This is a genomic window from Corynebacterium sp. HMSC055D05 (assembly GCF_001810365.1).
Classification (GTDB): Bacteria; Actinomycetota; Actinomycetes; order Mycobacteriales; family Mycobacteriaceae; genus Corynebacterium; species Corynebacterium coyleae.
Window position 1 is genome coordinate 85,828 of sequence record NZ_KV801073.1, and the last position, 25,337, is coordinate 111,164.

The window sequence follows — 25,337 nt, forward strand, 5'->3', positions numbered from 1 at the left end:
ATGCCAAAGCCACAGCCATCAGATAACTTCGACGACCTGCTCGACGGCAGTGTCAAAACCGGTAAGCGCGACGTAAAACGCGCACCGCTCGGCCCTGACTCGCTGCTGTGGAAATGGGGCGCCGACAACCGCATTCAACTCCTGCGCGGCTACACCGGCGTGCTGCAGAATATGCACCCAGCCATCGGCCAGTCACTGCTGGACCACTCGAAGTTTTTCGAGGAGCCCTTCGCACGCCTCGAGCGCTCCACCCCGCAAATCATCGCGTCGATTTACGACGACCAGGACGTGATCGGTAAACAAATCCGCGATTACCACGTAGATATCAAGGGCAAGCTCCGCGACGGCAAGCGCTACCACTCGCTCAACCCAGAAACCTACTGGTGGGCACACGCAACATTCGTCTACCGTGTCATCCTCGCTCAGGAACTGTTCGGGACCCCGTTTACCCACGCGGAGAAAGACCAGATCGTGCGCGAAGGCGTGACCTGGTGGGACTTGTACGGCCTGTCCGAGCGCCCTGTCATTGACAACTACGACGACCTGATCGCCTACATCGAAGAGATGGAAGACACCGTGCTTGAGCGCAACGATACCGTCGATTTCGCGCTGCGTACCGCCCGAGTCGAACCGGTGAAGGCACCGGATGGTGTCCCCGAGGCTGTGTGGAAGGTCATCTGGAAGCCGATCATGCGCAGCGTGATTTGGCTGACTGTTGGCACGCTCAACGACAAGGAGCGCCAGATCCTCGACCTTGAGTGGACGCACCGCGACCAGCGCCGCTTCAACCGAATCGCAAGGTTTATCCGCGGTGTGTTCAAAATCCTGCCCGAGGACAAGCGCTACATGGAGCCAGGGCGCTCGCTGATGATCAAAAACGGCATGATCTCCGGCAAGTACAAGGAACCGAAACTGATCACCCCGTACTCTCCGAAGGGCCAAGACGCAACGTCCGGCGGTTGCCCCGTCTAGCATCGGCGTTATGCTGCCAAAACGTCTCCGCGAACAACCACTGCCCGCACACCTTCAGAGCGAGCTCGTCGCCCTGACGACGAACCACGGCGGCGAGGTGATCTCCGTCGCATCTCCGCTTATCGACGAGCCCCTCGGCACCGTCCCCGCAGGCACCACAGACGACGTGGATGAGGCGTTTCGCCGCGCCCGTGTGGCGCAGCGTGCGTGGGCGGAGCGCAGCCTGGCGGATCGCACCGCGGTGTTCGACGCGTTCCATTCGCTGGTCTACCGGCACCGCGACGTGCTGGCGGACATCGTGCAGCTCGAGACCGGCAAGGACCGAACGGCAGCGTTCGACGAAGTGCTCGACGTGCTCAATAATGCCCGGTACTACGCCCGCAACGCAGCAACGTTTCTGGCAGAGAAACGACGCCCGGGTGCTCTACCTCTGCTGACCCGTGCGCGGGAGCAACGCATCCCCGTCGGTGTTGTCGGCCAGATCAGTCCGTGGAACTACCCGCTTTCCCTGGCTATTTCTGATGCCATCCCGGCTCTTATCGCTGGCAACGCTGTAGTGGCGAAGCCGGATTCGAAGACGCCGTTTTCGTGTCTCGTCGTCAAGCAACTGCTCGTGGAAGCTGGCCTTCCAGCGGACGTGTTCCAAGTCGTGACAGGCTCCGGCCAAAAAGTCGGCGGTGCGATAGCCGAGCGGTGCGACTACCTGATGTTCACCGGCTCCACCGCCACCGGCAAGAAACTGGGCCGCACTGCCGGCGAACGGCTCATCGGCTATTCCGCGGAACTCGGCGGCAAAAACGCGATGATCGTCGCGCCGGACGTCGACGTGCAAAAGCACGCGCGCACGATGGCTATCGCGTGCTTCTCCAACGCGGGTCAGTTGTGTGTGTCCATCGAACGCATCTACGTCCACACAGACATTTACGACGACTTCCTGCACGCGTTCACCCACTCCACCGAATCACTCACCTTGGGCAAGGGACTGAACTGGGACTATGACATGGGCTCGCTTATCGACGACACCCAGCTCAAACGGGTGCAGACCTACGTCGACGACGCCGTAGCGAAGGGTGCACGGGTGGTCACCGGTGGCACACCTCGCCCAGATGTTGGTCCTCTCCACTTCGCGCCTACCGTTCTCGCAGACCTACCCGCTGACGCGAACCTGCGTGAGGAAGAGGTGTTCGGCCCCGTCGTGTATGTCCAGCGTGTGGGCAGCGTCGATGAGGCGATCGATCTGGCAAACGCCCTCCCCTACGGACTTAACGCCTCCGTGTTTGCATCCCCGCACACCGCCTGGGAGATCGCGCGCCGCGTTGAAGCCGGCAGCGTGACGATCAACGACGGCTACGCCGCTACATGGGGCTCGATGGCAACCCCGCTGGGCGGGGTAAAGGAATCCGGGATGGGCCGGCGCCACGGACGCGACGGGATGACCAAGTACACCGAGGTGAAAAACATCGCACAGCAACGCATCGTGTCTATGCGCGGCCCACACGCGATGCCGAAGCGGCTCTACGGCCCGCTCATGACCTCGGCGCTGGCGCTTGGCAAAAGGTTGCGTCTTCTGCCCTAGCAAGACAAAACGGGCGCTTCCCCAACTGGGAAGCGCCCATGATGTTTGCGAAAAACTACGCGTTATCCTCCACCGGGACAAGCGAGATCTTGCCACGGTTGTCGATGTCGCGGATCTCAACCTCGACCTTGTCGCCGACGTTGATGACGTCCTCGACCTTCTCCACACGGGTGTTACCACCCAGGTTGGAGATGTGGATCAGGCCATCGGTGCCCGGGGTGATGGACACGAACGCGCCGAACGCCACGGTCTTGACCACGGTGCCAAGGTAGCGCTCGCCCACCTTCGGCATCTGCGGGTTCGCGATCGCATTGACCTTCTCAATCGCGGCGTCGGCAGCCTCACCGGAGGTGGCGGAGACGAACACGGTGCCATCGTCCTCGATGGAGATGTCTGCGCCGGTGTCCTCGGTGATCTGGTTGATGGTCTTGCCCTTCGGGCCGATCAGCTCGCCGATCTTGGATACCGGGATCTTCACAGTGGTGATCTTCGGTGCGAGCGGGTTCATCTCGTCCGGGCCGTCGATGACCTCAGCCATGGTGTCCAGGATGGCCTCGCGGGCGTCGCGGGCCTGGTTCAGCGCATCTGCAAGAACGCTGGACGGAATGCCGTCGAGCTTGGTGTCTAGCTGCAGGGCGGTGATGAACTCGCGGGTACCGGCGACCTTAAAGTCCATGTCGCCGAACGCGTCTTCGGCACCGAGGATGTCGGTCAACGCAACGTATTCGGTTTCACCGTTGACCTCGCCGGAGACCAGACCCATCGCGATACCCGCAACCGGTGCTGCCAGCGGCACACCAGCGTTGTACAGCGACAGCGTGGAAGCACACACGGAGCCCATCGAGGTCGAGCCGTTAGAACCGAGCGCCTCGGAAACCTGACGGATCGTGTACGGGAACGCCTCACGCGACGGGATCACCGGCTCAAGGGCACGCTCGGCGAGCGCACCGTGGCCGATTTCGCGGCGCTTCGGAGAGCCGACGCGTCCGGTTTCACCAGTGGAGTACGGCGGGAAGTTGTAGTGGTGGATGTAGCGCTTGGACTCTTCCGGGTGCAGCGAGTCGAGGTGCTGCTCCATCTTCAGCATGTCCAGGGTGGTCACGCCGAGAATCTGGGTCTCGCCACGCTCGAACAACGCAGAGCCGTGGGCACGCGGGATGAGCTCCACCTCGACGCCGAGGTCGCGGATATCGGTCACGCCGCGGCCGTCGATACGGAAGCCCTCGGTGAGGATTTTCTCGCGCACGATCTGCTTCTGCAGTGCGTTGTACGCGGCGCGGATTTCCTTCGATGCTGCGTCGCGCTCCTCGCGCTCGTCATCGTCGATATCGAAGGAGTCGAACAGATCTTCCTCGATGTCTTCCATGTACTCGTTGGTGGCGTTCTCACGCTCAGCCTTCGATGCAATGGTCATCAGCTTGGCCAGCTTCTTCGCGGCCTTCTTCTCAACGGCCTTGAACACCTTCTCGGAGTACGCCGGGAAGAGCGGGAATTCCTTCTGCTCGGTGGAAACCTCGCTGGTAAGCGCACGCTGCGCACGGCACAGGGTCTCGATGTAAGGCTTGGCTGCCTCGAGGCCTTCTGCAACGGTCTTCTCAGTCGGGGCTGGGTAGCCCTTCTTGATCTGCTCGACCACGTTCACGCCGGCGCCTGCCTCCACCATCATGATGGCGACATCTTCCTCGGTCTTGCGGCCACGCTTACGCTCAACCATGCGGCCAGCAACGACCATTTCGAACAGGCAACGCTCGTGCTGCTCATAGTTCGGGAATGCGACCCACTGGCCCTCGGGGTGCTTATCGTCGGCAAGCAGTGCCATGCGCACGCCACCAACCGGTCCGGACACCGGCAGGCCGGAAAGCTGCGTCGCGGCGGACGCGCCGTTGATCGCGACAACGTCGTAGTACTCCTCCGGGTGCTGCGACAGCACCGTGATGACAACCTGAACCTCGTTGCGCAGGCCCTTAACAAAGGTCGGGCGCAGCGGGCGGTCGATCAGACGGCACGCCAGGATCGCCTGGGTGGACGGGCGGCCCTCGCGACGGAAGAACGAACCCGGGATCTTGCCCGCGGCGTACATGCGCTCTTCAACGTCGACGGTCAGCGGGAAGAAGTCGAATCCTTCGCGCGGCTGGTTGGATGCGGTGGTGGTGGCCAGCATCATGGTCTCTTCGTCGAGGTACGTGGTGACGGAACCGTCGGCCTGGCGCGCGAGCTGGCCGGTCTCGAAACGAATGGTGCGGGTGCCGAAGTCGCCGTTATCCAGCGTGGCAACCGCTTCGGTGACGCCGAAATCTTCATCGACGTGGACATCAAACGAGTTGTTTGGCTTAAAGTTGCGCAAAAGATCCCTCTCCTTCGAAGGCGTGTTGGCGATCATCGGTGCCGCCATGTCATAGGTGTTCTTGCAACGGCCAGCAATAATAGCAAAAAACGCCCCACCGCGCAGGTGAGGCGTTATTTTTTGCGCTATTGCTTAGCGACGAAGACCCAGACGGGCAATGAGATCACGGTAGCGATCAACATTGTTCTCGCGCAGGTACTTCAGCAGACCACGACGACGACCGACGAGCAGCAGCAGGCCACGACGAGAGTGGTGGTCGTGCTGGTGGTCCTTGAGGTGCTCGGTCAGGTTGTTGATGCGCTCGGTCAGCAGCGCAACCTGTGCCTCGGTGGAACCGGTGTCGGTCTCGTGGATGCCGTACTCCTTGAGGATTTCGGCCTTCTTCTCAGTGGACAGTGCCATGAGGTACTCCTTGTTTGTTTCAGTTCGCGTTCTACGGAAAAAGTCTGTGCTGCTCCATGACTGCCGCGAACCACAGTCGGCTGGCGCAAGACCTCGAAAAGGTTACACGACAGGGGTGGACTGGGCCAAACCCGTCAATCGACGCATGAACTCTTCGAGGAAACCTGCAGTATCTACCCGTACAGCCACTGCTGCGCACTTGTCGGGGTCGTTCAGGCGGGTTTCGTCGCCAATCGTGCGCCCACGCGTCTCGCCCTCGGTGTCCACCTTCATGTTGATGCCAAGCGTGTCCACCAACTCAGGCTGGATGGCCACGGCTACGGCGAGCGGGTCGTGCAGGCCGCAGCCGCCGAGGTGCGGCGAGGTGGTCTTGTAGGCGTTGATGTAGTAGTTCGTGATGTCGGCCAGGAATGTGCCACCGGTGGTGCCCAATTCGGCCCACGTCGCGGTTTCTTTGGTGGTCAACAGTGTTTGTAGCGTGACGTCGAGACCGATCATGGTGACGTTGCGCAGCTGGCGGAACAGCAGGTCGGTTGCTTCGGGGTCCTGGTTGATGTTCGCTTCGGACCAGGCGGTGACGTTGCCTGGGACGGTGAGCGCGCCGCCCATCATCACGATGTTGGCATTTTCACGGAACACGTTGGATGCCTCGACCGCTGCCGCGATCGTGGTTGACGGCCCGGTGGGCACGATGATGAGGTCATCGCCGTACGCCGTAACCGACTCGACGAGGAAGTCCACCGCAGACGTCGATTCCACCTGACGCGTCGGATCAGGGATCTCCACCTCGCCAATGCCATTTTTGCCGTGGATGAACGCGGAGATCTCCTGGACCTCGAAGGAGTCCTTCGCGCGCGCGTGGTCTGGGCCTGCGAACACCGGAATGTCTGTGCGGCCAAACAGCTCCAAGATGGCAAGGGTGTTGCGCACTGAATCCTCGACAACCACGTTGCCGTAGGTGCAGGTCACGCCGATGAGTTCTACTTCGGGCGACGCGAGTGCGTACGCCAGTGCCAGGGCATCGTCGATGCCGGTGTCAAGGTCCAGGATCAGCTTCGTGGTCATGCACCGAGAATATCGCGGGTGGTGTCCACATCGCGCGCCATGTGCTCAAGTAATTCCTCAACGGAGTCAAACTTGACCATGTCGCGAACCTTGCCCACGAACTCCACTCGGGCCATCCGCCCGTACAGGTCGGCGTCGCGGTCGAGCACAAACGACTCAACGCTGCGCCGGTTGTCGCCAAACGTGGGGTTCGTCCCCACGGAGATCGCCGCTGGGTAGCGCACGCCGGGTTCCATGTCGCCGTCGATGGGGGCGTCGTCGATGATGGTGAGCCAGCCCGCGTAGACACCGTCAGCCGGGATCGCGGCCGCATCGGATGCGTACTGGTTGGCCGTCGGGTATCCCAGTTCCTTGCCGCCACGGCCGGCACCACGTTCAATCGGTGCGATCACAGAGAACGGCCGTCCCATGTAGTCGGTCGCCGTTTGTACGTTTCCGCCGGAGAGTTCGTCGCGGATGGCGGTGGAGCAGACCTTGACGCCGCCGTCGGAAAGCAATCGCACAATCGTCACGTCGATGCCTGCGCGCTCCCCTAGCTGCGCCATGGTTGTAGCGGTACCTGCGGCATCTTTTCCAAAGGTGAAATTCTCCCCCACCAGCACGTGGCGGGCGCGCAGTTGGCCCACGAGTACGTCCTCCACGTACCCCTCGGGCGAAACCCCGCCGAGCTCGTGCCGGAAGTCAATGACAAGCAAGTAGTCCACGCCCAACTCAGCGATGTGGCGGGCGCGCTCCTCAAGCGACATCAGCGCCGCAGGTGTGTGACCTGGGGCGAATACCGTCACGGGGTGCGGGTCAAAGGTCATGACCACGCTTGGCACACCGAGTTCACGTGCGGTATCCACGGCCTTCGAGATCAGCAGTTGGTGGCCTCTGTGCACGCCGTCAAAGACGCCGATAGTGACGACGGTGCCACCAGGCTCGCCAAATGTTTCCGGCACTGCGTCGAGGCCACGCAAAATATCCACGGGGGACACAGTACGGCATACTTCAAAAGCATGAACGATCCCCTCGAAAAGTCCGGCATTGTTGTCGTCGATAAGCCTCAGGGCTTGACGAGTCATGACGTGGTGGCGCGTCTGCGCCGCTTCTTTGGCACGCGCAAGGTTGGCCACGCTGGAACGCTCGACCCGATGGCCACGGGCGTGCTTGTCGCAGGCATTGAGCGCGGCACGAAGCTGCTGGCGCACCTGGTCGCAGAGGACAAGGTCTACGAAACGACGATCCGCCTCGGTGCGTCCACGACCACAGATGATGCGGAGGGCGAGATCACCGAAACGCACGACGCGTCTGAGGTAACCGACGACGCGATCCACGAGCAGATCGCACTGCTGACCGGCGATATCATGCAGGTTCCGTCGAAGGTGTCCGCGATCAAGATCGATGGGCGCCGAGCCCACGAACTGGTGCGCGCCGGTGAGGAGGTCACCATTCCTCCCCGCCCCGTGACCGTCCACGCTTTCGATGTCAGCGAGATCCGCCACCACGATGGCGTCGTCGACATCGACGCCCGCGTGCATTGTTCCTCCGGCACCTATATCCGCTCGCTGGGCCGCGACCTCGGCGCGGCGTTGGGGGTTGGCGGGCATTTGATTGCTTTGCGACGAACCTCCGTCGGCCCGTTCTCCATCGACGACGCTCACACCCTCGACGCGTTGGAAGACAATGCTGTGTTGTCACTGACCATGGATGAGGCACTGACCCGCTCGTGGCCGGTGCTTGATGTCACTGCTGATGAATACGCGGCGCTATCCATGGGCAAGTGGCTCGAGCCGCGCGGTTTGAAGGGCGTGCACGCCGCCGTTGGACCAGACGGCAAAGCAGTCGCCCTGGTCAAAGAGCAGGGCAAGCGCCTCGCCACGGTGTTTGTGGCGCGGCCATCCACACTTTAGCTCTTAGCGCACGTACGTGGAAGCCACCGCGTAGCCACCACGGACCACCCAGCGGCCCTCAAACACCGGCACCGGCGCGGGACGGGCGAGGAGCTGCGAGACAAACGTGCCGTCGGCGCGCAACTCAATTTCGGCTTCGTCGAAATCTAGCCAACGCCGTGTCATCGGAAACCAGCACTTGTAGGTCGCTTCCTTGGCGCAAAACAGCAGCCGGTCGGCCCATTGCTGCCCCTGCTGACGCATACCGTTGACCATCGCGATCTCAGTATCACTGGCGATCGACTCCAGCACCCCGTCTGGCAGCGATTCTGCCGGCTCCGCATCGAGCCCCATCGACAGTACGTACCGGGTTGGTGCTGCGACAGCGGCGCGCAGGCCATCGGTATGGGTCAGCGAGCCGGTAAACCCCTCTGGCCACAACGGCATACCGCGTTCCCCGCGCAGGATCGCGCCTGCAGATTCCACGCCCAGTTCGCGCAGTGCCTGGTGTGCGCACCAGCGGGCATCGCCGAACTCTCCCTTGCGCAGGTCCACCGCAGTCTTTACTTCCTGGCGCTCTGCCGGATGGAGGTGGTCGTAGCGGGTGAGGTCGCCGGCGTCGTCGGTAAGTAAAAAGACGCAGCGTGCTTCTGGAGGAAACAGCGAAATATCTTGCATCACTATTCAACCTCCATGACCGGGTACGGGAATTGCCGCGTGGACGGGTGGTGGCGCCACTCGCGCGGATAGCCCAGGGAGACCTCAATGTGGTCGACGCCATCGACCTTGGTCACCCCCGGCATGTGCAGGTGACCGTACACCACTGCCTGCGCGTTGTAGCGCTTGGGCCATGTCCTGGTGTGCCGGGTCCCGCACCACAGGGCGATTTCGGACCACATCATGCGCTGCACCGGCTCCTGCACCAGCGGCCAGTGGTTGACCAGAATCGTCGGCCCGCTAATGCGGGATAAGCGTTTGGTGGTGTAGGCCAAACGGTCCCAGCACCAGCCACGGATATCCACAAATGGTGCGATGGCAAACTCGTCTGTCATCACCACGTTGTTGTCGTGGGCGGCCTGCAGGGCTTCGTCGACAGTCATTTCCCTGCTGCGGAACGAATAGTCGTACAGCGTAAATAGCGGCGCGATGGTCACTCCGCCGAACACCGGATAGCGATCTTCCGGGGTAATCACACCGATAGCGCGCATCGCTTGAACTAGCATGGCGTACTTTTCTCGGCCGCGGTACCTGTCCGCAGAACGGCAAAATAGCTCGTGGTTGCCGGGCACCCAGATGACGGTGTCGAACCGACTGGCCAGTTCTGTCATCACTTCAACGATGAGTTCGAACCGTTCGGCCACGTCGCCAGCGACGATGAGCCAGTCAGACGGGTCAGTAGGCTGGATGTCGTCGATTTTTGGGCCGTTGAGCTTCACTGCGGCGTGCAGGTCGCTGACTGCCCAGAGTGTCGTGGTCATGCGTCATTCCTACCATCACCGCTTGTCACTGCCCATCGCATGGAACGGAACCTGTGCACTACACCTACGAGGCGCACAAGGATTTGGCCGAGTTGTCCGACCCAAATACCGGTCAGGCCCCAGCCGAAGAAACCGGAAGCGATGATGATCGGCAGCGCAACCCCGAGCAGAGAAAACAGTGTCAGGTTGCGCAGGTACGCCGCATCCGCCGCACCAAGCAGCACCCCGTCGAGCGCAAACACCGCTCCCCCGGCGATGATCATGGCGATAAACAACAGCCACGGCAGCTGCAGCGTATCGACGACCGCCTGATCCTGCGTAAACAAACCCAGAATCGGCTCACGGAACAACGCGAACACCACGGCCAGCACGACCGCGAAGACCATCGAGTACTTCAGTGCGTGCTCACCAACAGCGCGTGCGTCCTGCGCCCCTGCCCGCCCCAAAGCCGAGCCGGTCAGGGTCTGCGCCGCAATAGCCAGCGAATCAAGCACGAGTGTGAGGAAGTTCCACAGCTGCAGCATCAACTGGTGAGCAGCAAGCGCAACCACGCCGAAGCGACCAGCAACTGCAGCAGCGGTCAGCAACGAGACTTGAAACGATAACGACCGCAAAATCAGGTCGCGGCCTAACACGAGCTGCTTGGAAATCACCGACCACTGCGGCGCCCAGCCCCGGCCCGACGTCCGGTGCTCCCTGATCAGGAACACCACGAACAACGTTGATGTGATCCCCATGCCAATCACGTTGGATATCGCGGAGCCCACAAGCCCGTACTGGTTCACCAATAACGGCAACGAGACCGCGCCGGGAATGAGGCCACACAGCGTTAAGTAGAACGGCAATCGCGTATTTTGCACGCCGCGCATCCAGCCATTTCCGGCCATGATGATCAGCGTCATCGGGATGGCGAATGCGGACACACGCATCCAGGACGCAGCGCGCACACTCGTGTCAACGTCACCTGCAAGCGCCATCGCCAACGGTTGGGCGAACACCCACACAATCAGCGCCAAGATCGCGCCGACCCCGAGCGCTACCCAGGTAGCTTGTACACCTTCCTCGACTGCCTTGTCGCGCTTTCCCGCGCCGTAAAACCGTGAGCTGCGCGCCGTCGTGCCGTAGGACAGGAACGTTAATTGGGTTGTCACGGTCGACTGGATGGCAGCGCCTGCAGCGAGTGCAGCCAGCTGCGCGGTGCCGAGCCTGCCAACGACAGCGGTATCCAGCAGGAGATACAGCGGGTTGGCTGCCAGCACGCCGAGCGCGGGCAGCGCGAGCATCAAGATATCCCGCGCGGTTGGTGTGCGGGCGGCGACCGCGCCCCTCATCGGTGGGCGGGTTCCGGCAGCGCGTCGAGCAGGTCGCGGACGACCTCAGAGCGCGAACCGGTGGCCGAGTACCCCGCTGCTGCCTTGTGTCCGCCACCGCCAAGAGAGCGCGCGACGGTTGAAACATTCAGCACCGTAGAACGCAGCGACATCGCCCAGTGCTTGCTGCTGTACTGCTTCAACACCACACCAACGTCGGTGCCTTCAAGGGCACGTGCGTAGTCGATGATCGCCTCGACCGTTGGCTGGCTCATTCGCGCTAACAACCCCGTGGGGATGGTAAGCACTGCAACGGAGAGCCCCTTGACCGGAATGATTTGGGTTTCCGCCAACACCGCGCCCATGAGCTGGAGGTCGGTCGCACTCATCGTGTCCATCAGGTCCAGCGCAATCTGGCGAGTATTCAGGCCGTAGCCCATCAGCTCCGCGGCCAAACGGTGCATCCTCGGTGTGCCCCACCGGAAGCTGCCGGTGTCGGTGACCAAGCCCGCGTACAGGCAGTACGCGATGTCCTCGTCAAGCTCCACCCCAAGATGATCAAGCAACTCGCGGATCATCGTTGTGGTCGATTCGGACTCGACGATCAAATTCATGTCGCCGAAACCGGGGTTGGTGTTGTGGTGATCGATGACAACAACGCGCGACGGGTTATCCGTAACATCGACCAGGAATGCTCCTGTGCGATCTGCGGAGGCACAATCCACGGTGACAACAAGGCCATCCTCCGGCAAAGTTTCGCCGTAGATGATCTCATCGACTCCCGGGATAGTGCGCATATTCGCCGGGTGCGGCAACGGCTGGCCAATGTAAACGTCGTTGTCGATACCAAGCGCCGTGAGCCCCTTTGCGAGCGCACACGCCGACCCGATCGCATCCGCATCGGGGTTGATGTGTGCGACCACGTTGACGCGGTCCGCGGCGCGGATACGCTCGGCAACCTCGGCAAATAGCGGAGCATGCTCCGCAAACAGCTGGCTGTTCAGGGCACTACTCCCCTTCACCGGAGCGCTTGTACGGGTCAGCATCGCCAGCCGGCTTCGCATTTGCGCGCAGCTTTGCTAGCTCCTCATCACGCGCGCGTGCACGGTTGAGCAGCTCCTCCATGTGCGCGGAAGCTTCCGGCACGGTATCGCGCTCAAACGAGATGGTCGGCGTGAACCGAACCGAAAGCTGATCACCCACGATCTTGCGGATCTGCCCGCGAGCACGGTTGAGCGCCTCAGCGGCCTGCTCGTAGTCAGGTTCGTCGTCGATCTCTTGGCCACGCACTGTGTAGTAAATGGTGGCGTCATGAAGGTCCCCGGTGACTCGGGTGTCGGTCACAGTGACCAACTCCAGCCGGCGGTCCTTAATCTCCCGCTCAATCGCGGAAGCAACAATCGTCTGAATCTGCTTCGCCAACCGCTGGGCGCGGGTGTTATCAGCCATGTCACTCCTCCTCAAAACTTCTGCATAGTGTAACCCCCGCCGAGCACGTGCGTGCGGGGCGGGGGTTTCGTCGATAAGCAATTGCTTTGCGACGACTAGTCGCGCGGGACCTCGACCATCTCGTAGGTCTGAATGATGTCGCCCACCTGGATATCCGGGTAGGACAGCACCATGCCGCACTCGTAGCCCTTGGCTACCTCGTTGACGTCGTCCTTCTCGCGGCGCAGCGAATCGATCGACGCATCCGGAGTAATGACGTTGCCGTCGCGGACCAGGCGCAGCTTCGCACCGCGCTTGACCTTGCCCTCGGTAACCATGCAACCTGCGATGAGGCCGACTGCGGAAGCCTTGAAGATCTGACGGATCTCGGCTTCGCCCAGGTCGCGCTCTTCGTAGATCGGCTTGAGCATGCCCTTGAGCGCCTGCTCCACATCCTCGATCGCCTGGTAGATGACCGAGTAGTAGCGGATCTCCACGCCTTCGGCATTCGCCTCTTCCGTGGCCTTGCCGTCCGCGCGGACGTTGAAGCCAATGATGATGGCGTCGGATGCCGCCGCGAGGGTGACGTTGGTCTGGGTCACAGCACCGACGCCACGGTCGATGATGTTGACCTGCACCTCGTCGTCGACCTCGATCTTGAGCAGCGCCTCCTCGAGGGCTTCCACCGAACCGGCGTTGTCGCCCTTGAGGATGAGGTTGAGCTGGCTGCGCTCCTTGAGAGCCTGATCCAGGTTCTCCAAAGAGACACGCTTCTTACGACGTGCCTGCATCGCCGCACGCTGACGAGCGTCACGCTGCGCAGCAATCTGGCGAGCCACACGGTCATCCTCAACCACGAGCAAGTTGTCGCCCGGGCCAGGAACACCGTTGAGGCCCTGGACCTGAACCGGACGGGACGGGCCTGCCTCTTCCACGTCCTCGCCCCACTCGTCGACCATGCGACGCACGCGACCGAAGTTGCCGCCGACGACAATCGAGTCACCGACACGCAGGGTGCCGCGCTGCACGATGACGGTGGACACCGGGCCACGGCCACGGTCCAGGTGGGACTCGATGGCAATACCTTGTGCGTCCATGTCTGGGTTCGCCGTGAGCTCAAGCGCCGCATCTGCGGTCAGGAGCACAGCCTCCAGCAGGTTGTCGATACCGGTGCCCTGCTTCGCGGAGATGTCAATGAACATGGTGTCGCCGCCGTACTCTTCCGGCACGAGGCCGTACTCGGTGAGCTGACCACGGATCTTCTCCGGGGAAGCCTCCGGCTTATCCACCTTGTTCACTGCAACCACGATCGGCAGTTCCGCAGCCTTGGCGTGGTTAATCGCCTCAACGGTCTGCGGCATGACGCCGTCGTCCGCTGCCACCACGAGGATGGCCAAGTCGGTCGACTTCGCACCACGGGCACGCATGGCGGTAAACGCCTCGTGGCCCGGGGTATCCAGGAACGTGATCTTACGCGGGTGGCCGTCGAGGGTGACCTCGGTCTGGTATGCACCAATGCCCTGGGTAATACCGCCGGCCTCGCCACGACCCACGTTTGCCTTGCGGATGGAGTCCAACAGGCGGGTCTTACCGTGGTCGACGTGACCCATGACGGAGACCACTGGAGGACGCTGCTCGAGCTCCTCTTCGCCGCCTTCGTCCTCACCGAATTGCAGGTCGAAGGACTCAAGCAGTTCGCGGTCCTCGTCCTCAGGCGAGACGATCTGGACCTCGTAGTTGATCTCAGCGCCGAGCAGCTGCAGGGTGTCCTCAGACACGGACTGCGTTGCCGTCACCATCTCACCGAGGTTGAACAGCGCCTGCACCAGCGACGATGCATCGGTGTTGATCTTCTCAGCGAGGTCAGACAGGGTCGCGCCTTGGCGCAGGCGGACGGTCTTGCCGCCGCCGTCGGGGAGACGAACGCCACCGATGACGTTCGGCTTGTGCATCTCCTCGTACTCAGCCCTCTTCTGGCCCTTGGACTTGCGGCGCTTGCCGGGTGCACCACCCGGACGGCCGAATGCACCTGCGGTACCGCCGCGACGTCCGCCGCGACCGCGGAAACCGCCACCCGGTCCGCCGAAACCGCCACGCTGTGGCCCGTTCTGGCCACCACGGCCACGACCACGGCCACCGCCGCGGCCACCGGCCGGTGCAGCCTTCGCAGGCATTTGTGTCGGCGACGGACCTGCCGGCATATCCGCCGGGGACGGACGGTTGCCGCCACCCTGACGGGCACCACCCGGGCGTGGGCCGCCCTGGCCCTGGCCACCGCGACCCTGCCCCGGACGTCCACCCGGACGCGGCGGGCGCTGCCCACCGCCAGTGTTGGACGAGAACGGGTTGTTAGCAACGCGCGGGCGTCCACCAGGCTTCGGCATCGGGCGAGGCATACCGCCCGGAGTCGGGCCGTCCTTCTTCGCAGCAGCCGGCTTCGGCGCTGCGGGCTTTGGAGCTGCGGGCTTTGGAGCTGCGGGTTTAGGTGCGCCTGGCTTCGGGGCGGAACCCGCAGGCTTCGGCGCTGCAGGCTTCGGTGCGCCCGGCTTCGGGGCGCCTGGCTTCTGGGCCGGCTCACCCGCAGCCTTCGCAGCCGGTGCCTTCGGAGCAGCCGGAGCCGGCTTCGGCTTCGCAGCCTCGCCCGGCTTTGGTGCGGAACCGGCGGGCTTCGGCGCTGCAGGCTTGGCACGGTTCTGGCCAGGCTTCTTCAGCGGCGGTTTCGCCGGAGTCGGTGCTTCCTTCTTTTCGTTGTCGTCTGCGCCACCGCCATTGAGCTTGGCGTAGTGCGCCTTCATCTTCTTGATGACAGGCGGCTCAATGGTCGACGACGCCGTCTTCACAAACTCACCCTGTTCTTTCAGGGTTGCGAGTAATTCCTTACTTGTTACGCCGAGCTGCTTAGCCAACTCGTGTACGCGTAGCTTTCCGGACACATGTCTCCTTGTTGTTCATGCTAGGAGCCCAGTGCCCTTCGGCTACCGGCCCCTAGACGTGGTCAGTGACTTTCATCGCTGATGCTGCTTCATGGTTGCGTACTCATCAGTGTTCGGTCTTTCCTTCATTCTCTGGGTCGACCGCCTCGGCGCTTCTGCTTTGCGACGAGGCGAGGTACGTACGTACATGACCTAGGTCTACTTTCGCAGACAGACGGAGTGCCCGCCCAAAGGCGCGGCGTTGTTCCGCCAGCTCGACTGCGTCCAACGACGGGGTAATCCATGCTCCCCGACCAGGCAGTTTCCGGTCCGGGTCGGCGAGGATCTTCCCCGGCACGTCCGGATCGGCGACCACGCGCAACAGTTCGACGTCGGGGTGAGTTTTTCGGGTGGCAATACAGGTACGTGTGCGGATGGGGTGCTTACGCATTCCGCTCATTCGCATCCTTCCCGCAACCTATCTGCCGTCTAACACTGTGCCGTTATGTCTCACACCGGCGCACTCGTGTGCGTGGTGGGCCGCCGCACCCAACGTGCGGACGCAAAGCCGTTAAACACTGTACGCGAAAACCCGCAGAATCTGTACTTCCTGCGGGTTTCATAAACGTTGGCAAAGACCTTATTCGTCGTCGGCGATATCAGCGTCGGAGCGGATGTCGATCTTCCAGCCGGTCAGGCGGGCGGCCAGGCGGGCGTTTTGGCCTTCCTTGCCGATGGCCAAGGAGAGCTGATAGTCCGGCACCGTCACGCGAGCCGCTTGCATATCCGCATCGAGCACCGTGACATCCACCACTTTCGAGGGGGCCAGGGAGTTACCGACGTACTTCGCCGGGTCCGCATCCCAATCGATGATGTCGATCTTCTCGCCGCCGAGCTGCTGCATGATGTTGGTCACGCGCGCTCCTCGAGGCCCGATGCACGCGCCCTTGGCGTTGACACCCTTGACGGTTGCACGCACCGCAACCTTGGAGCGGTGGCCTGCCTCGCGCGCGATGCTGACAATCTCTACCGAACCGTCGGCTACCTCCGGCACCTCGAGTGCGAACAGGCCTCGAACCAACTCGGGGTGCGTGCGCGACAGGTTGACCTGCACGCGCTTGTCGCCCTTGTTCACACCCACCACGTAAGCCTTGATGCGATCGCCGTGGCGCAACACTTCGCCCGGGATCTTCTCTGCCGGCAGCAGGATGCCGTCCTGCGGGTCTGCCTCCGTACCGAGCTGGACGATGCTGATGCCGCGCGCCTCTGCGTGGGCATCGCGCTGGACCAGCCCAGAGACAATCTGGCCCTCGAGTTCGGCGTACTCGCCGTAAACGCGGCCAGCCTCCGCTTGGCGCAGACGGCCCTTGATCGCGTCACGCACGGCGACGGAACCAATTCGGGAGAAGTTCACCGGCGTGTCGTCGTATTCAGAGATGACTTCGCCTTCGGCGTCGAGCTCGCTGACGATAACGGCAACGTCGCCCGTTTCGGTGTCAATGTCCACACGCGCCTTGGAACGCTCCGTACCGCTTTCCTCCTTGAACTCGCGGTATGAAAACAGCAACGCGTTTGCGATGGTGGTCAGCAGATCCTCCATCGAAATGCCTTGCTGCTCTTCGATGGTTTTCAGCGCGTTCAAGTCGATATTCACTTGTTTCCTTCCTGTGCCGCCGCTGCGGCTTCGAGCTCTGCAAACGTCTGATCCGCCAGCTCAACTTCTGCTGCTGGCGGCGCGTTGAACTCAATTTCTACCACTGCACCAGCAATTTCTGAAACCGGTGCAATTCGCACCTCATCGCCCTTTTTCGACGAACGCACCAGCGCAACATGCTCCTGCGCCTCATCCAGTACGGCGATGCGCCACTTCTGCTCACCCGCCTTAATCAGACGGCCCTGGTTGCGACGGAAGTGTCGCGGCTGCGTCAGCGGCATATCCACACCAGGGGTGGTCAGTTCAAGCGTGTATCCGGCGCCGAAGTTGACTTCCCCGCGCTGCTCGAGGTCGTCGAAAAGCGTTGATAGCTCATTGGACACTTCCTCCAACTCATCCAGCGTCGGGTGCGTATCCGAGTCGAGCGCAATAACGACCTGCGATTTCTTCCCCGCCTTGACGGTGCGAATGTTCTCAATGTCCATCGCGTACGCCTTCACGACAGGGGCGACCAATTGTTCAAGTTCGTTATTTGTGGGAAATGCCATGCGTCAAACCTAGCGTGTAACGTGCAGCGGGTGAAGAAACTGCTTGTTTTGCCAGCTGTACTGCTCCTGACCAGTTGCACAGTGATGGATGTTGTCGGCCCTCGCGCCAACGGCGAGATCATGTCGCTGGCCAAGCAAGCCTCCGCTGATTGGGTGTTCGGGGAGCACCCCGAGTGGGCGGAACTGCGCAAGTTCCAGAGCGAGCAGCTTCAAGACGAAGCACTGCGCCTGTGCGGCACGGACGAAACTGGACAGACCCCGCAGTCCTGCAACGTCGGGTATGGCGACACCGACCTTCCGGCAGCCGCGGACGGCGCAGCCCTTTTGGAGCACACCGTCACCGCCGCCGACAAGGTGCCTGACGATTCGGTTGACCTCGTAGTAGCCCAAGCCATCGATGCGCTTGCGCTCACTCCAGTCGAGATCACTCTCGAGGGCCCGCTTGACGACGACGCCGCGACCCAATCCGCCGCCGACCTCCTCGCTCGCGAAAACGCGATGTATTACGGCCTCGGCCTCGCGCTCGCCCATGCCGACGAGGCTTTGCGCACCCGCATTAGCGAGCTGCGCGAGGCATCCCACGAACGCACCGAGGCGCTTACGGAACTGCTCGGCGACACAGACGGCCAATCGTTAGTTCCCGCCGCCGGATACACCTTCGCGGACGGCTACAACGACCCCCAGACAACGCAAGAGGCCACCGCGCTCGTCGAAACGATGCACGGTGACCTTGTCAAACAGTGGCGCTACGCCGCCGCTCACGCAGAGACCAAGCAGTGGCGCAAGGCGGCAATCCAACTCGCCGCCCACGCCCAGCGGGCCTAGCCTTCACACCCAGATTTATCGCCTAGCCGCGGCGCTCTGCGACCAGGTCCTGGACCTTCGCCACGATGTCGTCGGCCGGGACCTCAAGGGTCTCGCCCCCGCGGATGCGCAGTTCGACGTTGCCGTCAGCGAACGCGCGACCGAGGATCACGATGAACGGCATACCGAGCAGTTCCGCATCCTTGAACTTGACGCCTGGGGAGACCTTCGGGCGGTCGTCGAAAAGCACCTCGAGCCCGGCGTCGGAGAGTTCAGCCGCGATGCGGTCGCCTGCCTCGAGCGCAGCAGCGTCCTTGTTCGCCACAGCCACATGCACCTGGTACGGGGCGATCTCCACCGGCCAGACCAGGCCCTTGTCGTCGTGGCGCTGCTCCGCCACCACAGCGAGCATGCGAGAGATACCGATGCCGTAGGAACCCATGGTCGGCACGGCACGCTTGCCGTTTTCGTCCAGGATCTGCACGTCCATGGCTTCGGTGTACTTGCGGCCCAGCTGGAAGATGTGGCCAAGCTCGATGCCGCGGGCGAGTTTCACGGTGCCGTTGCCGGACGGCGACGGGTCGCCTTCCTTGATCTCGGCGGCCTCGATGTAGCCGTCGACGGTGAAGTCGCGACCAGCGACCAGTCCGACGACGTGCTTCTGCGGAGCGTCCGCACCGGTGATCCACGCGGAGCCGTCAACCACACGCGGGTCTGCGAGCACACGCACACCGTTGGCCTGGAGCGCACGCGGGCCAACGTAGCCCTTGACCAGGAAATCACTCTTGGCAAAGTCCTCGTCGCTAGCCAACTCGAAGGTCGCCGGCTCGAGCGATGATTCCAGGCGCTTCTCGTCCAGTTCGCGGTCACCCGGGATGAGCACGCCGACCAACTGTGGGCCGACCGGCTTGCCGTCCTCATCCACGGCGCGCGGATCGTTGACCTTGATCATCATGCACTTGAGGGTGTCGGAGGCTTCGGCAGGGCGGTCGTCGATAAGCACTCCTGCGCTCTGCGCCCACTCCACGAGTGCCGCGATGGTCTCGGACTTCGGGGTGTCGTGCTCGACAGCCTCAGGCAGCCCTTCGACCGCACGGGCTTCCGGAGCAACCGTGGTCACAGCCTCAACGTTGGCTGCATAATCGCCCGCGGTGGAAACGACAAAAGTGTCCTCGCCGTTGTCGGAGTACGCGAGGAACTCCTCGGATGCGGAGCCACCCATGGCACCGGAGGTGGCCTGGCAGATCTCGTACTTCAGTCCCACACGGTCGAAGATGCGCTGGTAGGTCGCACGGTGGTTTGCATACGACTCATCCAGACCCTCGTCCGACATGTCGAAGGAGTAGGAATCCTTCATCACAAACTCACGCCCGCGAAGGATGCCCGCGCGCGGACGTGCCTCGTCGCGGTACTTCGTCTGAATCTGGTACAGCGTGACCGGGAAATCCTTATACGACGAGTACAGATCCTTCACCGCCGTAGTGAACATCTCCTCGTGCGTCGGGCCGAGCAGCATGTCCGCACCCTTACGGTCCTTCAGGCGGAACAGGTCATCGCCGTATTCGGTCCAGCGGTTCGTCGCCTCGTAGGGCTCGCGCGGCAGCAGTGCCGGGAACAGCAGTTCCTGGCCACTCATTGCGTCCATCTCCTCGCGCACCACACCCTCGATCTTGCGCAGCGCACGCAGACCAAGCGGCAGCCAGGAGTACACGCCCGGCGCGGCACGGCGGACGTAACCAGCACGGACAAGGAGTTTGTGGCTCGGCACTTCAGCGTCGGCCGGGTCTTCGCGCAGAGTGCGCAGGAACAGCGTGGACAGGCGAGTAATCATGCGGGGCAGTTTACCCGGTAGCTTGTTCGTCATGCTGATCGTCCTCCCTCCTTCCGAAACCAAAGCGCCCGGCGGCACCGACGCTGCGATGGCGTTGTCGTTTCCGTCGTTGGATCCCATTCGCAATTCGCTTCTCGACGAACTCACCCACACCCTCGTCGACACCCCCGCCTCCAAGCAGGCCGAAGCGGAGGAGAACCTCACGTTGCGCTCGGCACCGGTGATGCCGGCCATCGAGCGCTACACGGGTGTGCTGTACGACTCGCTCGATGCCTCCACGTTGTCCGCCGACGCGCTGTCGCGCCTTGCCGTTGGCTCCGCGCTGTTCGGCGTGGTTCGGGCAGGCGACCTCATCCCCCGCTACCGCCTGTCTGCCGGGATGAAACTGGGCGGCAAGACGTTGCGCGCCTGGTGGGGCTCCGCCGTGACCGATACTCTTGCAGACTGCGGCTTTGTCATCGACATGCGCTCCGGCGCCTACCAGAACCTCGGCCCTGTGCCCGGCGCGCTGACCATCCGCGTGGAACAGGCCGACACCGGCAAGGTGGTCAGCCACTTCAACAAGAAGTACAAGGGCGAGCTGGCCCGGGTACTGGCGCCACACGACGCGTCGTCTGCTTCGGAGGTCGTGGACCTGTCCGTGGCTGCGGGCTTCGACGTGTCTGTCGACGGCACGCTGCTGACCATGCGCGTGTAGGTGTCACGCCGCCTGGGTGTGTGCTGCCCTGTTGTCTGCTTCTCGCGCCTGGGCGAGGGCGAGCAGGGCGCGGGCGTCGTCGACAAACTCGCCTTCCTTAAACAACAGATCATGCGGCGACGCCCTGAGCAGATACACACCACGTTTGAGCAGATGTTTCTCCCGCTTGCGCTCTTGTCGCAGCGTCTCGTCGGTTTTCTTAAACGTGACCCCGTCGTATTTGTAATCCCCGTCGATCTCCAAGATCAGTGCCCCGAGGCGTAGGTCCACCTCGTAGCCCGCGAACATGCCGTTGACGATCCAGCCGTCGGCCACCCGCTCAATCAACACCGCGCGTGCGTACGATTCGAACGGCGACCGCGAGTTACCCACTGCGTATCGCAGCACTTTCCGCAACACACCTATCCCCTTGACACGGCCAAGCTTGTCGGCTTCCGCCTCCACGGTCGCACGATCGGTGTGGTGTTTGAGCACCCAGTCCATCGCCACCAGCCCCTCCCTGAACCCGTGGCGCAGAGCGATCTCGAACGCGGTGGTCAGCTCGTCGGTAACGCGCAATGTGTCAAAGTGCTTGATCACGGCCACGCGGTTACGCGCACGGTGATAGACGGTATTGTCCGGCCACTGTCTTCTCGATGGTGTCCTGCCGTTCGGGAGCAACAGTTCTACCGGTTCGTTTGAGTCCGTGGTCACCAGCCACATCCCCAGTACACGCGCCGCAGACCTGCCAGCCAGCGCCGCCTTCCTCGCTGCCTGACCTGCTGCAACCGCCTGCACCCAGCGCTTTTCGTAAAACGCCAACGCGTGAAAGTCGGCCTGTAGCATCGCATGCCTTGCCGACAACGCGACTGTCCTACCTGCTTGTGTATCTCTACGGTCGATCACCTTGCTCAGGATCTCCCGTTGCCTCCCCATATCCATGCCACAACGATTGCAGAGATCCCGTGTCGGCGGAAGACCCCGCCCGTTTTTGTGGATAACTTCGGGTAACTCCGGATACTTTCGCGCCGGTTATCCACAGCCTAAAAGCCGATATCGTCTTTTAGCATTTGCGCGGATCTAAAACCCCAGGTCGCGGCTCCATCGCCGGCACAAAAGACGATATCGTCTTTTGGGTTGTGTCTAAGATCGCCTACATGCCTGCCCATTACCGTCGCTATGCCCTCGCTGCCCTGGCCTACGCAGCCGCGTTCGCGTATATCCTCCTGCGCTGGGATGCGATCCCCGACCCGGTGCCGGTCCATTTCAACGTCAACGGCGACGCGGACGGATTCGAACCGAAAACCCTGCTTCACGCGACGTTCTTGATCACAATCGGCATCGTCATCTCCATATCGATGCTCGCGTGCCTGCCGCCGAAAACCCTCGCACGACAGACCGTGGACGTACCGGAGGACAAGGCGTTGCCGTATTCGGAGACGGCGGCGGCGCGCGTCGAGAAGCTTTGCGATGCCACAGCCGATTTCATGTCGAAGACCCTCCTCGCTATGGCGGTCTTGTTCGCGCTGACCAACGTCTCGATGATGCTGCCGGACATGTCGCTGCCGTTCTGGCTGGAGATCGCACTGTGGATCGCCTTCACCGTCTACATCGTCGTCATCGCAATCCGCATGACCACGGCCAAGGACGGCATCGAGCCCGACGAAGCCGAGCAACAACGCAACCACCTGCTACGGATGCAGGGCGGCATGGGCACCTACAAGGAGCCGAACGACCCAATGCTCGCCGCGGTGCTGCCGCAGAACCCGAGCAAGATCTCGGTCAACACGGCACACGCGCCGGGCAAGCGTTACCTGTGGCGTGTGATGACAAGCGTCGTCGCAGTCCTGGTTGTCTGTCTCCTGTTTGTGTTTATCTAACGGCTACAGCACGTTGAGGAACACCGTCACCACGAGGATGTTGACGAAGTCGATGAACATCCCGCCGACGATTGGTAAAACGAAAAACGCTAGGCGCGACGGCGAGTACTTCTGCACCACCGACTCCATGTTGGCCACACCGTTGGGGGTTGCGCCCATGCCAAAACCGCAGTGGCCGGCGGACAGGACGGCGGCGTCGTAGTCGCTGCCCATCGCTCGGAATGTGACAAAGCGGGCGAAGAGGAGCATCAGCACGGTCTGGGCGATGAGCAGAATGACAAGCGGGATGGCAAGGTCTGCCAGTTCCCACAGTTTGATCGTCATCAGTGCTTGCGCGAGGAAAAGTGCGAGCGCAACACTGCCGATGATCTCCACCTCTTGTGTGGGCACAAACTCGTGGTACTGGCGCTGGTTGCGCGTGTCTGAGATGTAGCGGAACAGAATGCCGACGAGCATGGCACCCAGGTAGTTCGGGAAGGCGGCTTTGTCGGTGAACTGGCTGATGATCCAGTTGATGCCGTCGGTGATGTAGGTGCCGATAAACATCGCGATGAGGATGACGATGAAGGCTTGCATGACCTGGTCGCTGCGCAGGTCTCGTCGATACGCAGTGAGCAAGCTATCGTCCACGTCGACATTGCGGGTGCCGCTGGATTGGAGGCGGTTGCGTTTGATCAGACGGTCGCCGACAGGCCCGCCTATGAGCGAGCCCATCAGCAGGCCGAACGTTGCTGCGGTGTAGGCGACGGTTTCTGCGCGCTCCACACCCTGCGCCTCCACGAGCGGGGCCATACCGCCGGACACCCCGTGGCCGCCGGTCATGGAAACGGATCCGGTCATCAGCGCGAGCGCGGACGGGATGTCCACAATCGGCGCGAGCAGCACCGCAAGAAGGTTCTGTAGCACCACCAGCACAGAGGCGACGAGAAGGAAGCGGGTGACCATCTTGCCGGCTTTGCCAAGAAGCGCGACACTGGCGCCGAAGCCGACGGTGGTGAAGAACATCGTCATGAAGAACCCCTGCAGGGTGGTGTCGAAGGTGATGTCCACCCAACCGGTGAGTTTGAACACCAGGTTGAACAGGGCGAAAAGGAACCCGCCGATCACCGGCGCTGGGATGGCGAAGCGCTCAAAGAACGCGACGTTGTTGCGCAGCCAGCGTCCAACGACGAGCAGGAGCACGGCGAAGCCGATGGTTTGGATCATGTTGAATTCAATCGCCATCGGCGGCCACCTCTCTGTTAGATGTCTGTCGATCTCGACGAGTCTAAAGCGCGCACACGGTTTGTGACAAAGAACACGCTCCTTTGCTTCTCCCGGTAGCGTTTAAACCATGACCACAATCGACAACGCCCGCGCACTACTCGCCGACGCCAGCCGTATCGAGGTCTTCACCGGCGCCGGCATGAGCGCCGACAGTGGCCTTGTGACCTATCGCGACGCACAAACCGGGTTGTGGGAGAACGTGGACCCACAGGCCATGGCGTCTATCGGCGCCTGGCACACCGACCCGGACACAATGCTCGCCTGGTACCTCTGGCGCGCCCAACTCGCCCAGCGCGCCGAGCCAAATGCAGGACATCTCGCCATCGCGCAATCGCCGAAGACGACGGTAACCACGCAAAACATCGACAACCTTCACGAGCGTGCTGGCAGCGACAATGTCGTCCACCTGCACGGCTCGCTCTTCGCGTTTCGCTGTTCGCTTTGCGACGAGCCCTACACCGACCCAATCCCACTGCCCGAGGAGCCTGTCCCGACGATCACTCCGCCCCAGTGCCCGTTATGTGGCGGGCCGGTGCGTCCCGGCGTGGTGTGGTTCGGCGAGATGTTGCCCCAAGCCGAGTGGAAGGAGGCGGAGCGTCGCATGCGCACCGCTGACGCGTTGATCATCGTCGGCACTTCTGGCGTGGTCTACCCCGCCGCTGGCCTGCCTCTAATGGCGCACGCGCGCGAAATCCCCATCATTGAGGTCACCCCGATGCGCACGGACCTGTCGCATATCGCCGACGTGGTCATCGAGGACACCGCCGCCAACGCCCTGCCGAAGCTGCTGGGTTAGTAGTGGTACCGGGCTTGGAGAATCACCAAATCTGTCCCAGCGACCGTATAGACCAAGCGGTGTTCTTGCGTGATCCTCCTCGACCACGCCCCTTCAGCTCCGTACTTCAGCGGTTCGGGTTTCCCTATGCCTTCAAACGGATCCCTTAAGGTGTCGCGCAGAAGCTGGTTGACTCGCCTCAGCGTTTTCTTGTCGTTGCCCTGCCAGTACAGGTAGTCCTCCCACGCGTTGGTGGTCCACACAAGCCGCATTACGCGTCCAGGTCGATGTCGTGTTCGGCCACCGCCCCGTTGAGTGCTTCCTCGTAGGCCTGAGTCAGGCGTCGAGCATTCTCTGGCGACTTAAACAGGTAGGCAGTCTCAACCCATGCCGCGTAGTCATCTGCAGCCATCAATACTGCATTACCGTGACGCGACACGATTTCAACGGGATCGCGATCATTGTTCACACGCTCGATGAGCGGATATAGCGTGCGCCGCGCTTCAGATGCACTGATAGACATCACAACCTCCTCCGAGTGGTAC

Annotated in this window: 25 protein-coding genes; 7 read left to right on the top strand and 18 right to left on the bottom strand. The window is 62.2% G+C overall.

Features of this window, described 5'->3' with window-relative positions; genetic code table 11:
• Both HMPREF2734_RS06315 and HMPREF2734_RS06320 read left to right on the top strand, forming a co-directional pair.
• Positions 1–972: an oxygenase MpaB family protein gene (locus HMPREF2734_RS06315; RefSeq protein ID WP_070569979.1), complete on the top strand. Its 972-nt coding sequence runs from the start codon at positions 1–3 to the stop codon at positions 970–972.
• Positions 973–982: 10 nt separating this feature from the next.
• Entirely contained in the window at positions 983–2,548 is a 1,566-nt protein-coding gene (locus HMPREF2734_RS06320) for a succinic semialdehyde dehydrogenase (protein WP_141750440.1), read from the top strand.
• 55 nt (positions 2,549–2,603) lie between these two features.
• Here the strand turns inward: HMPREF2734_RS06320 and HMPREF2734_RS06325 are convergent, their stop codons facing one another.
• From HMPREF2734_RS06325 to HMPREF2734_RS06340, 4 genes are all read right to left on the bottom strand, one after another.
• Positions 2,604–4,928, bottom strand: coding sequence for a polyribonucleotide nucleotidyltransferase (locus tag HMPREF2734_RS06325; RefSeq protein WP_070422398.1), 2,325 nt, complete (start codon positions 4,926–4,928; stop codon positions 2,604–2,606).
• Between the two features lie 96 nt (positions 4,929–5,024).
• Positions 5,025–5,294: a 30S ribosomal protein S15 gene (rpsO, locus tag HMPREF2734_RS06330; protein ID WP_070569980.1), complete on the bottom strand. Its 270-nt coding sequence runs from the start codon at positions 5,292–5,294 to the stop codon at positions 5,025–5,027.
• 102 nt (positions 5,295–5,396) lie between these two features.
• Positions 5,397–6,359, bottom strand: coding sequence for a nucleoside hydrolase (locus HMPREF2734_RS06335; protein ID WP_070569982.1), 963 nt, complete (start codon positions 6,357–6,359; stop codon positions 5,397–5,399).
• Positions 6,356–7,327: a bifunctional riboflavin kinase/FAD synthetase gene (locus HMPREF2734_RS06340; RefSeq protein WP_070451068.1), complete on the bottom strand. Its 972-nt coding sequence runs from the start codon at positions 7,325–7,327 to the stop codon at positions 6,356–6,358. Before HMPREF2734_RS06340 ends, HMPREF2734_RS06335 begins: the two co-directional genes overlap by 4 nt.
• 30 nt (positions 7,328–7,357) lie before the next feature.
• Between HMPREF2734_RS06340 and truB the strand changes: the two genes are divergently transcribed.
• Entirely contained in the window at positions 7,358–8,251 is an 894-nt protein-coding gene (gene truB, locus HMPREF2734_RS06345) for a tRNA pseudouridine(55) synthase TruB (RefSeq protein WP_070451009.1), read from the top strand.
• 3 nt (positions 8,252–8,254) lie between these two features.
• On the opposite strand, the gene HMPREF2734_RS06350 is transcribed toward truB, so the two are convergent.
• The 9 genes from HMPREF2734_RS06350 to rimP all read right to left on the bottom strand — a co-directional run bounded on the left by HMPREF2734_RS06350 (position 8,255) and on the right by rimP (position 17,560).
• A complete protein-coding gene (locus HMPREF2734_RS06350; RefSeq protein WP_070569983.1) occupies positions 8,255–8,908 on the bottom strand; it encodes a 4'-phosphopantetheinyl transferase family protein in 654 nt (217 codons plus the stop codon).
• A 2-nt stretch (positions 8,909–8,910) separates the two neighbouring features.
• Complete coding sequence (locus tag HMPREF2734_RS06355; protein WP_070422294.1) at positions 8,911–9,708, bottom strand: metallophosphoesterase family protein; 798 nt, start codon at positions 9,706–9,708, stop codon at positions 8,911–8,913.
• Entirely contained in the window at positions 9,705–11,039 is a 1,335-nt protein-coding gene (locus HMPREF2734_RS06360; RefSeq protein WP_070569985.1) for an MATE family efflux transporter, read from the bottom strand. The genes HMPREF2734_RS06355 and HMPREF2734_RS06360 overlap by 4 nt, the downstream gene beginning before the upstream one ends.
• Positions 11,036–12,040 carry a DHH family phosphoesterase gene (locus HMPREF2734_RS06365; protein ID WP_246816788.1) on the bottom strand — a complete coding sequence of 335 codons (1,005 nt, stop codon included), beginning with the start codon at positions 12,038–12,040 and terminating at the stop codon, positions 11,036–11,038. Before HMPREF2734_RS06365 ends, HMPREF2734_RS06360 begins: the two co-directional genes overlap by 4 nt.
• Positions 12,027–12,467 (bottom strand): 30S ribosome-binding factor RbfA, encoded by a 441-nt coding sequence (rbfA, locus tag HMPREF2734_RS06370; protein WP_070422292.1) that lies wholly within the window; start codon positions 12,465–12,467, stop codon positions 12,027–12,029. The genes HMPREF2734_RS06365 and rbfA overlap by 14 nt, the downstream gene beginning before the upstream one ends.
• Before the next feature lie 95 nt (positions 12,468–12,562).
• The gene (gene infB / locus HMPREF2734_RS06375) at positions 12,563–15,379 is read right to left on the bottom strand and encodes a translation initiation factor IF-2 (protein ID WP_070483872.1); all 2,817 of its coding nucleotides are present in this window, start codon (positions 15,377–15,379) and stop codon (positions 12,563–12,565) included.
• A 106-nt stretch (positions 15,380–15,485) separates the two neighbouring features.
• Positions 15,486–15,809 carry a YlxR family protein gene (locus tag HMPREF2734_RS06380; protein WP_070451066.1) on the bottom strand — a complete coding sequence of 108 codons (324 nt, stop codon included), beginning with the start codon at positions 15,807–15,809 and terminating at the stop codon, positions 15,486–15,488.
• A gap of 189 nt (positions 15,810–15,998) precedes the next feature.
• Positions 15,999–17,012 (bottom strand): transcription termination factor NusA, encoded by a 1,014-nt coding sequence (gene nusA, locus HMPREF2734_RS06385; RefSeq protein ID WP_070422289.1) that lies wholly within the window; start codon positions 17,010–17,012, stop codon positions 15,999–16,001.
• On the bottom strand, positions 17,009–17,560 hold the full coding sequence (rimP, locus tag HMPREF2734_RS06390; protein WP_070422288.1) for a ribosome maturation factor RimP: 552 nt from the start codon (positions 17,558–17,560) through the stop codon (positions 17,009–17,011). Before rimP ends, nusA begins: the two co-directional genes overlap by 4 nt.
• A 30-nt stretch (positions 17,561–17,590) precedes the next feature.
• Here rimP and HMPREF2734_RS06395 point away from each other — a divergent pair, with 30 nt between their 5' ends.
• Entirely contained in the window at positions 17,591–18,385 is a 795-nt protein-coding gene (locus HMPREF2734_RS06395; RefSeq protein WP_246816789.1) for a DUF4439 domain-containing protein, read from the top strand.
• 22 nt (positions 18,386–18,407) lie between these two features.
• Here the strand turns inward: HMPREF2734_RS06395 and HMPREF2734_RS06400 are convergent, their stop codons facing one another.
• On the bottom strand, positions 18,408–20,195 hold the full coding sequence (locus HMPREF2734_RS06400; RefSeq protein WP_070570209.1) for a proline--tRNA ligase: 1,788 nt from the start codon (positions 20,193–20,195) through the stop codon (positions 18,408–18,410).
• A gap of 31 nt (positions 20,196–20,226) precedes the next feature.
• On the opposite strand from HMPREF2734_RS06400, the gene HMPREF2734_RS06405 reads away from it, so the two are divergent.
• Positions 20,227–20,892 (top strand): YaaA family protein, encoded by a 666-nt coding sequence (locus HMPREF2734_RS06405; protein WP_070569987.1) that lies wholly within the window; start codon positions 20,227–20,229, stop codon positions 20,890–20,892.
• A 3-nt stretch (positions 20,893–20,895) separates the two neighbouring features.
• Here the strand turns inward: HMPREF2734_RS06405 and HMPREF2734_RS06410 are convergent, their stop codons facing one another.
• Complete coding sequence (locus tag HMPREF2734_RS06410; protein ID WP_070569989.1) at positions 20,896–21,717, bottom strand: hypothetical protein; 822 nt, start codon at positions 21,715–21,717, stop codon at positions 20,896–20,898.
• 311 nt (positions 21,718–22,028) lie between these two features.
• On the opposite strand from HMPREF2734_RS06410, the gene HMPREF2734_RS06415 reads away from it, so the two are divergent.
• Complete coding sequence (locus HMPREF2734_RS06415; RefSeq protein WP_070570210.1) at positions 22,029–22,751, top strand: DUF1648 domain-containing protein; 723 nt, start codon at positions 22,029–22,031, stop codon at positions 22,749–22,751.
• Between the two features lie 3 nt (positions 22,752–22,754).
• Here the strand turns inward: HMPREF2734_RS06415 and gltS are convergent, their stop codons facing one another.
• A complete protein-coding gene (gene gltS, locus HMPREF2734_RS06420; RefSeq protein WP_070422284.1) occupies positions 22,755–23,975 on the bottom strand; it encodes a sodium/glutamate symporter in 1,221 nt (406 codons plus the stop codon).
• 109 nt (positions 23,976–24,084) lie between these two features.
• Between gltS and HMPREF2734_RS06425 the strand changes: the two genes are divergently transcribed.
• Positions 24,085–24,813, top strand: coding sequence for an NAD-dependent deacylase (locus HMPREF2734_RS06425; RefSeq protein ID WP_070483878.1), 729 nt, complete (start codon positions 24,085–24,087; stop codon positions 24,811–24,813).
• Here the strand turns inward: HMPREF2734_RS06425 and HMPREF2734_RS06430 are convergent.
• The gene (locus HMPREF2734_RS06430) at positions 24,810–25,064 is read right to left on the bottom strand and encodes a Txe/YoeB family addiction module toxin (protein ID WP_070422282.1); all 255 of its coding nucleotides are present in this window, start codon (positions 25,062–25,064) and stop codon (positions 24,810–24,812) included. The genes HMPREF2734_RS06425 and HMPREF2734_RS06430 overlap by 4 nt on opposite strands.
• Positions 25,064–25,315, bottom strand: a complete 252-nt coding sequence (locus tag HMPREF2734_RS06435; protein ID WP_070422281.1) for a type II toxin-antitoxin system Phd/YefM family antitoxin — start codon at positions 25,313–25,315, stop codon at positions 25,064–25,066. The genes HMPREF2734_RS06430 and HMPREF2734_RS06435 overlap by 1 nt, the downstream gene beginning before the upstream one ends.
• Positions 25,316–25,337: the final 22 nt, after the last annotated feature.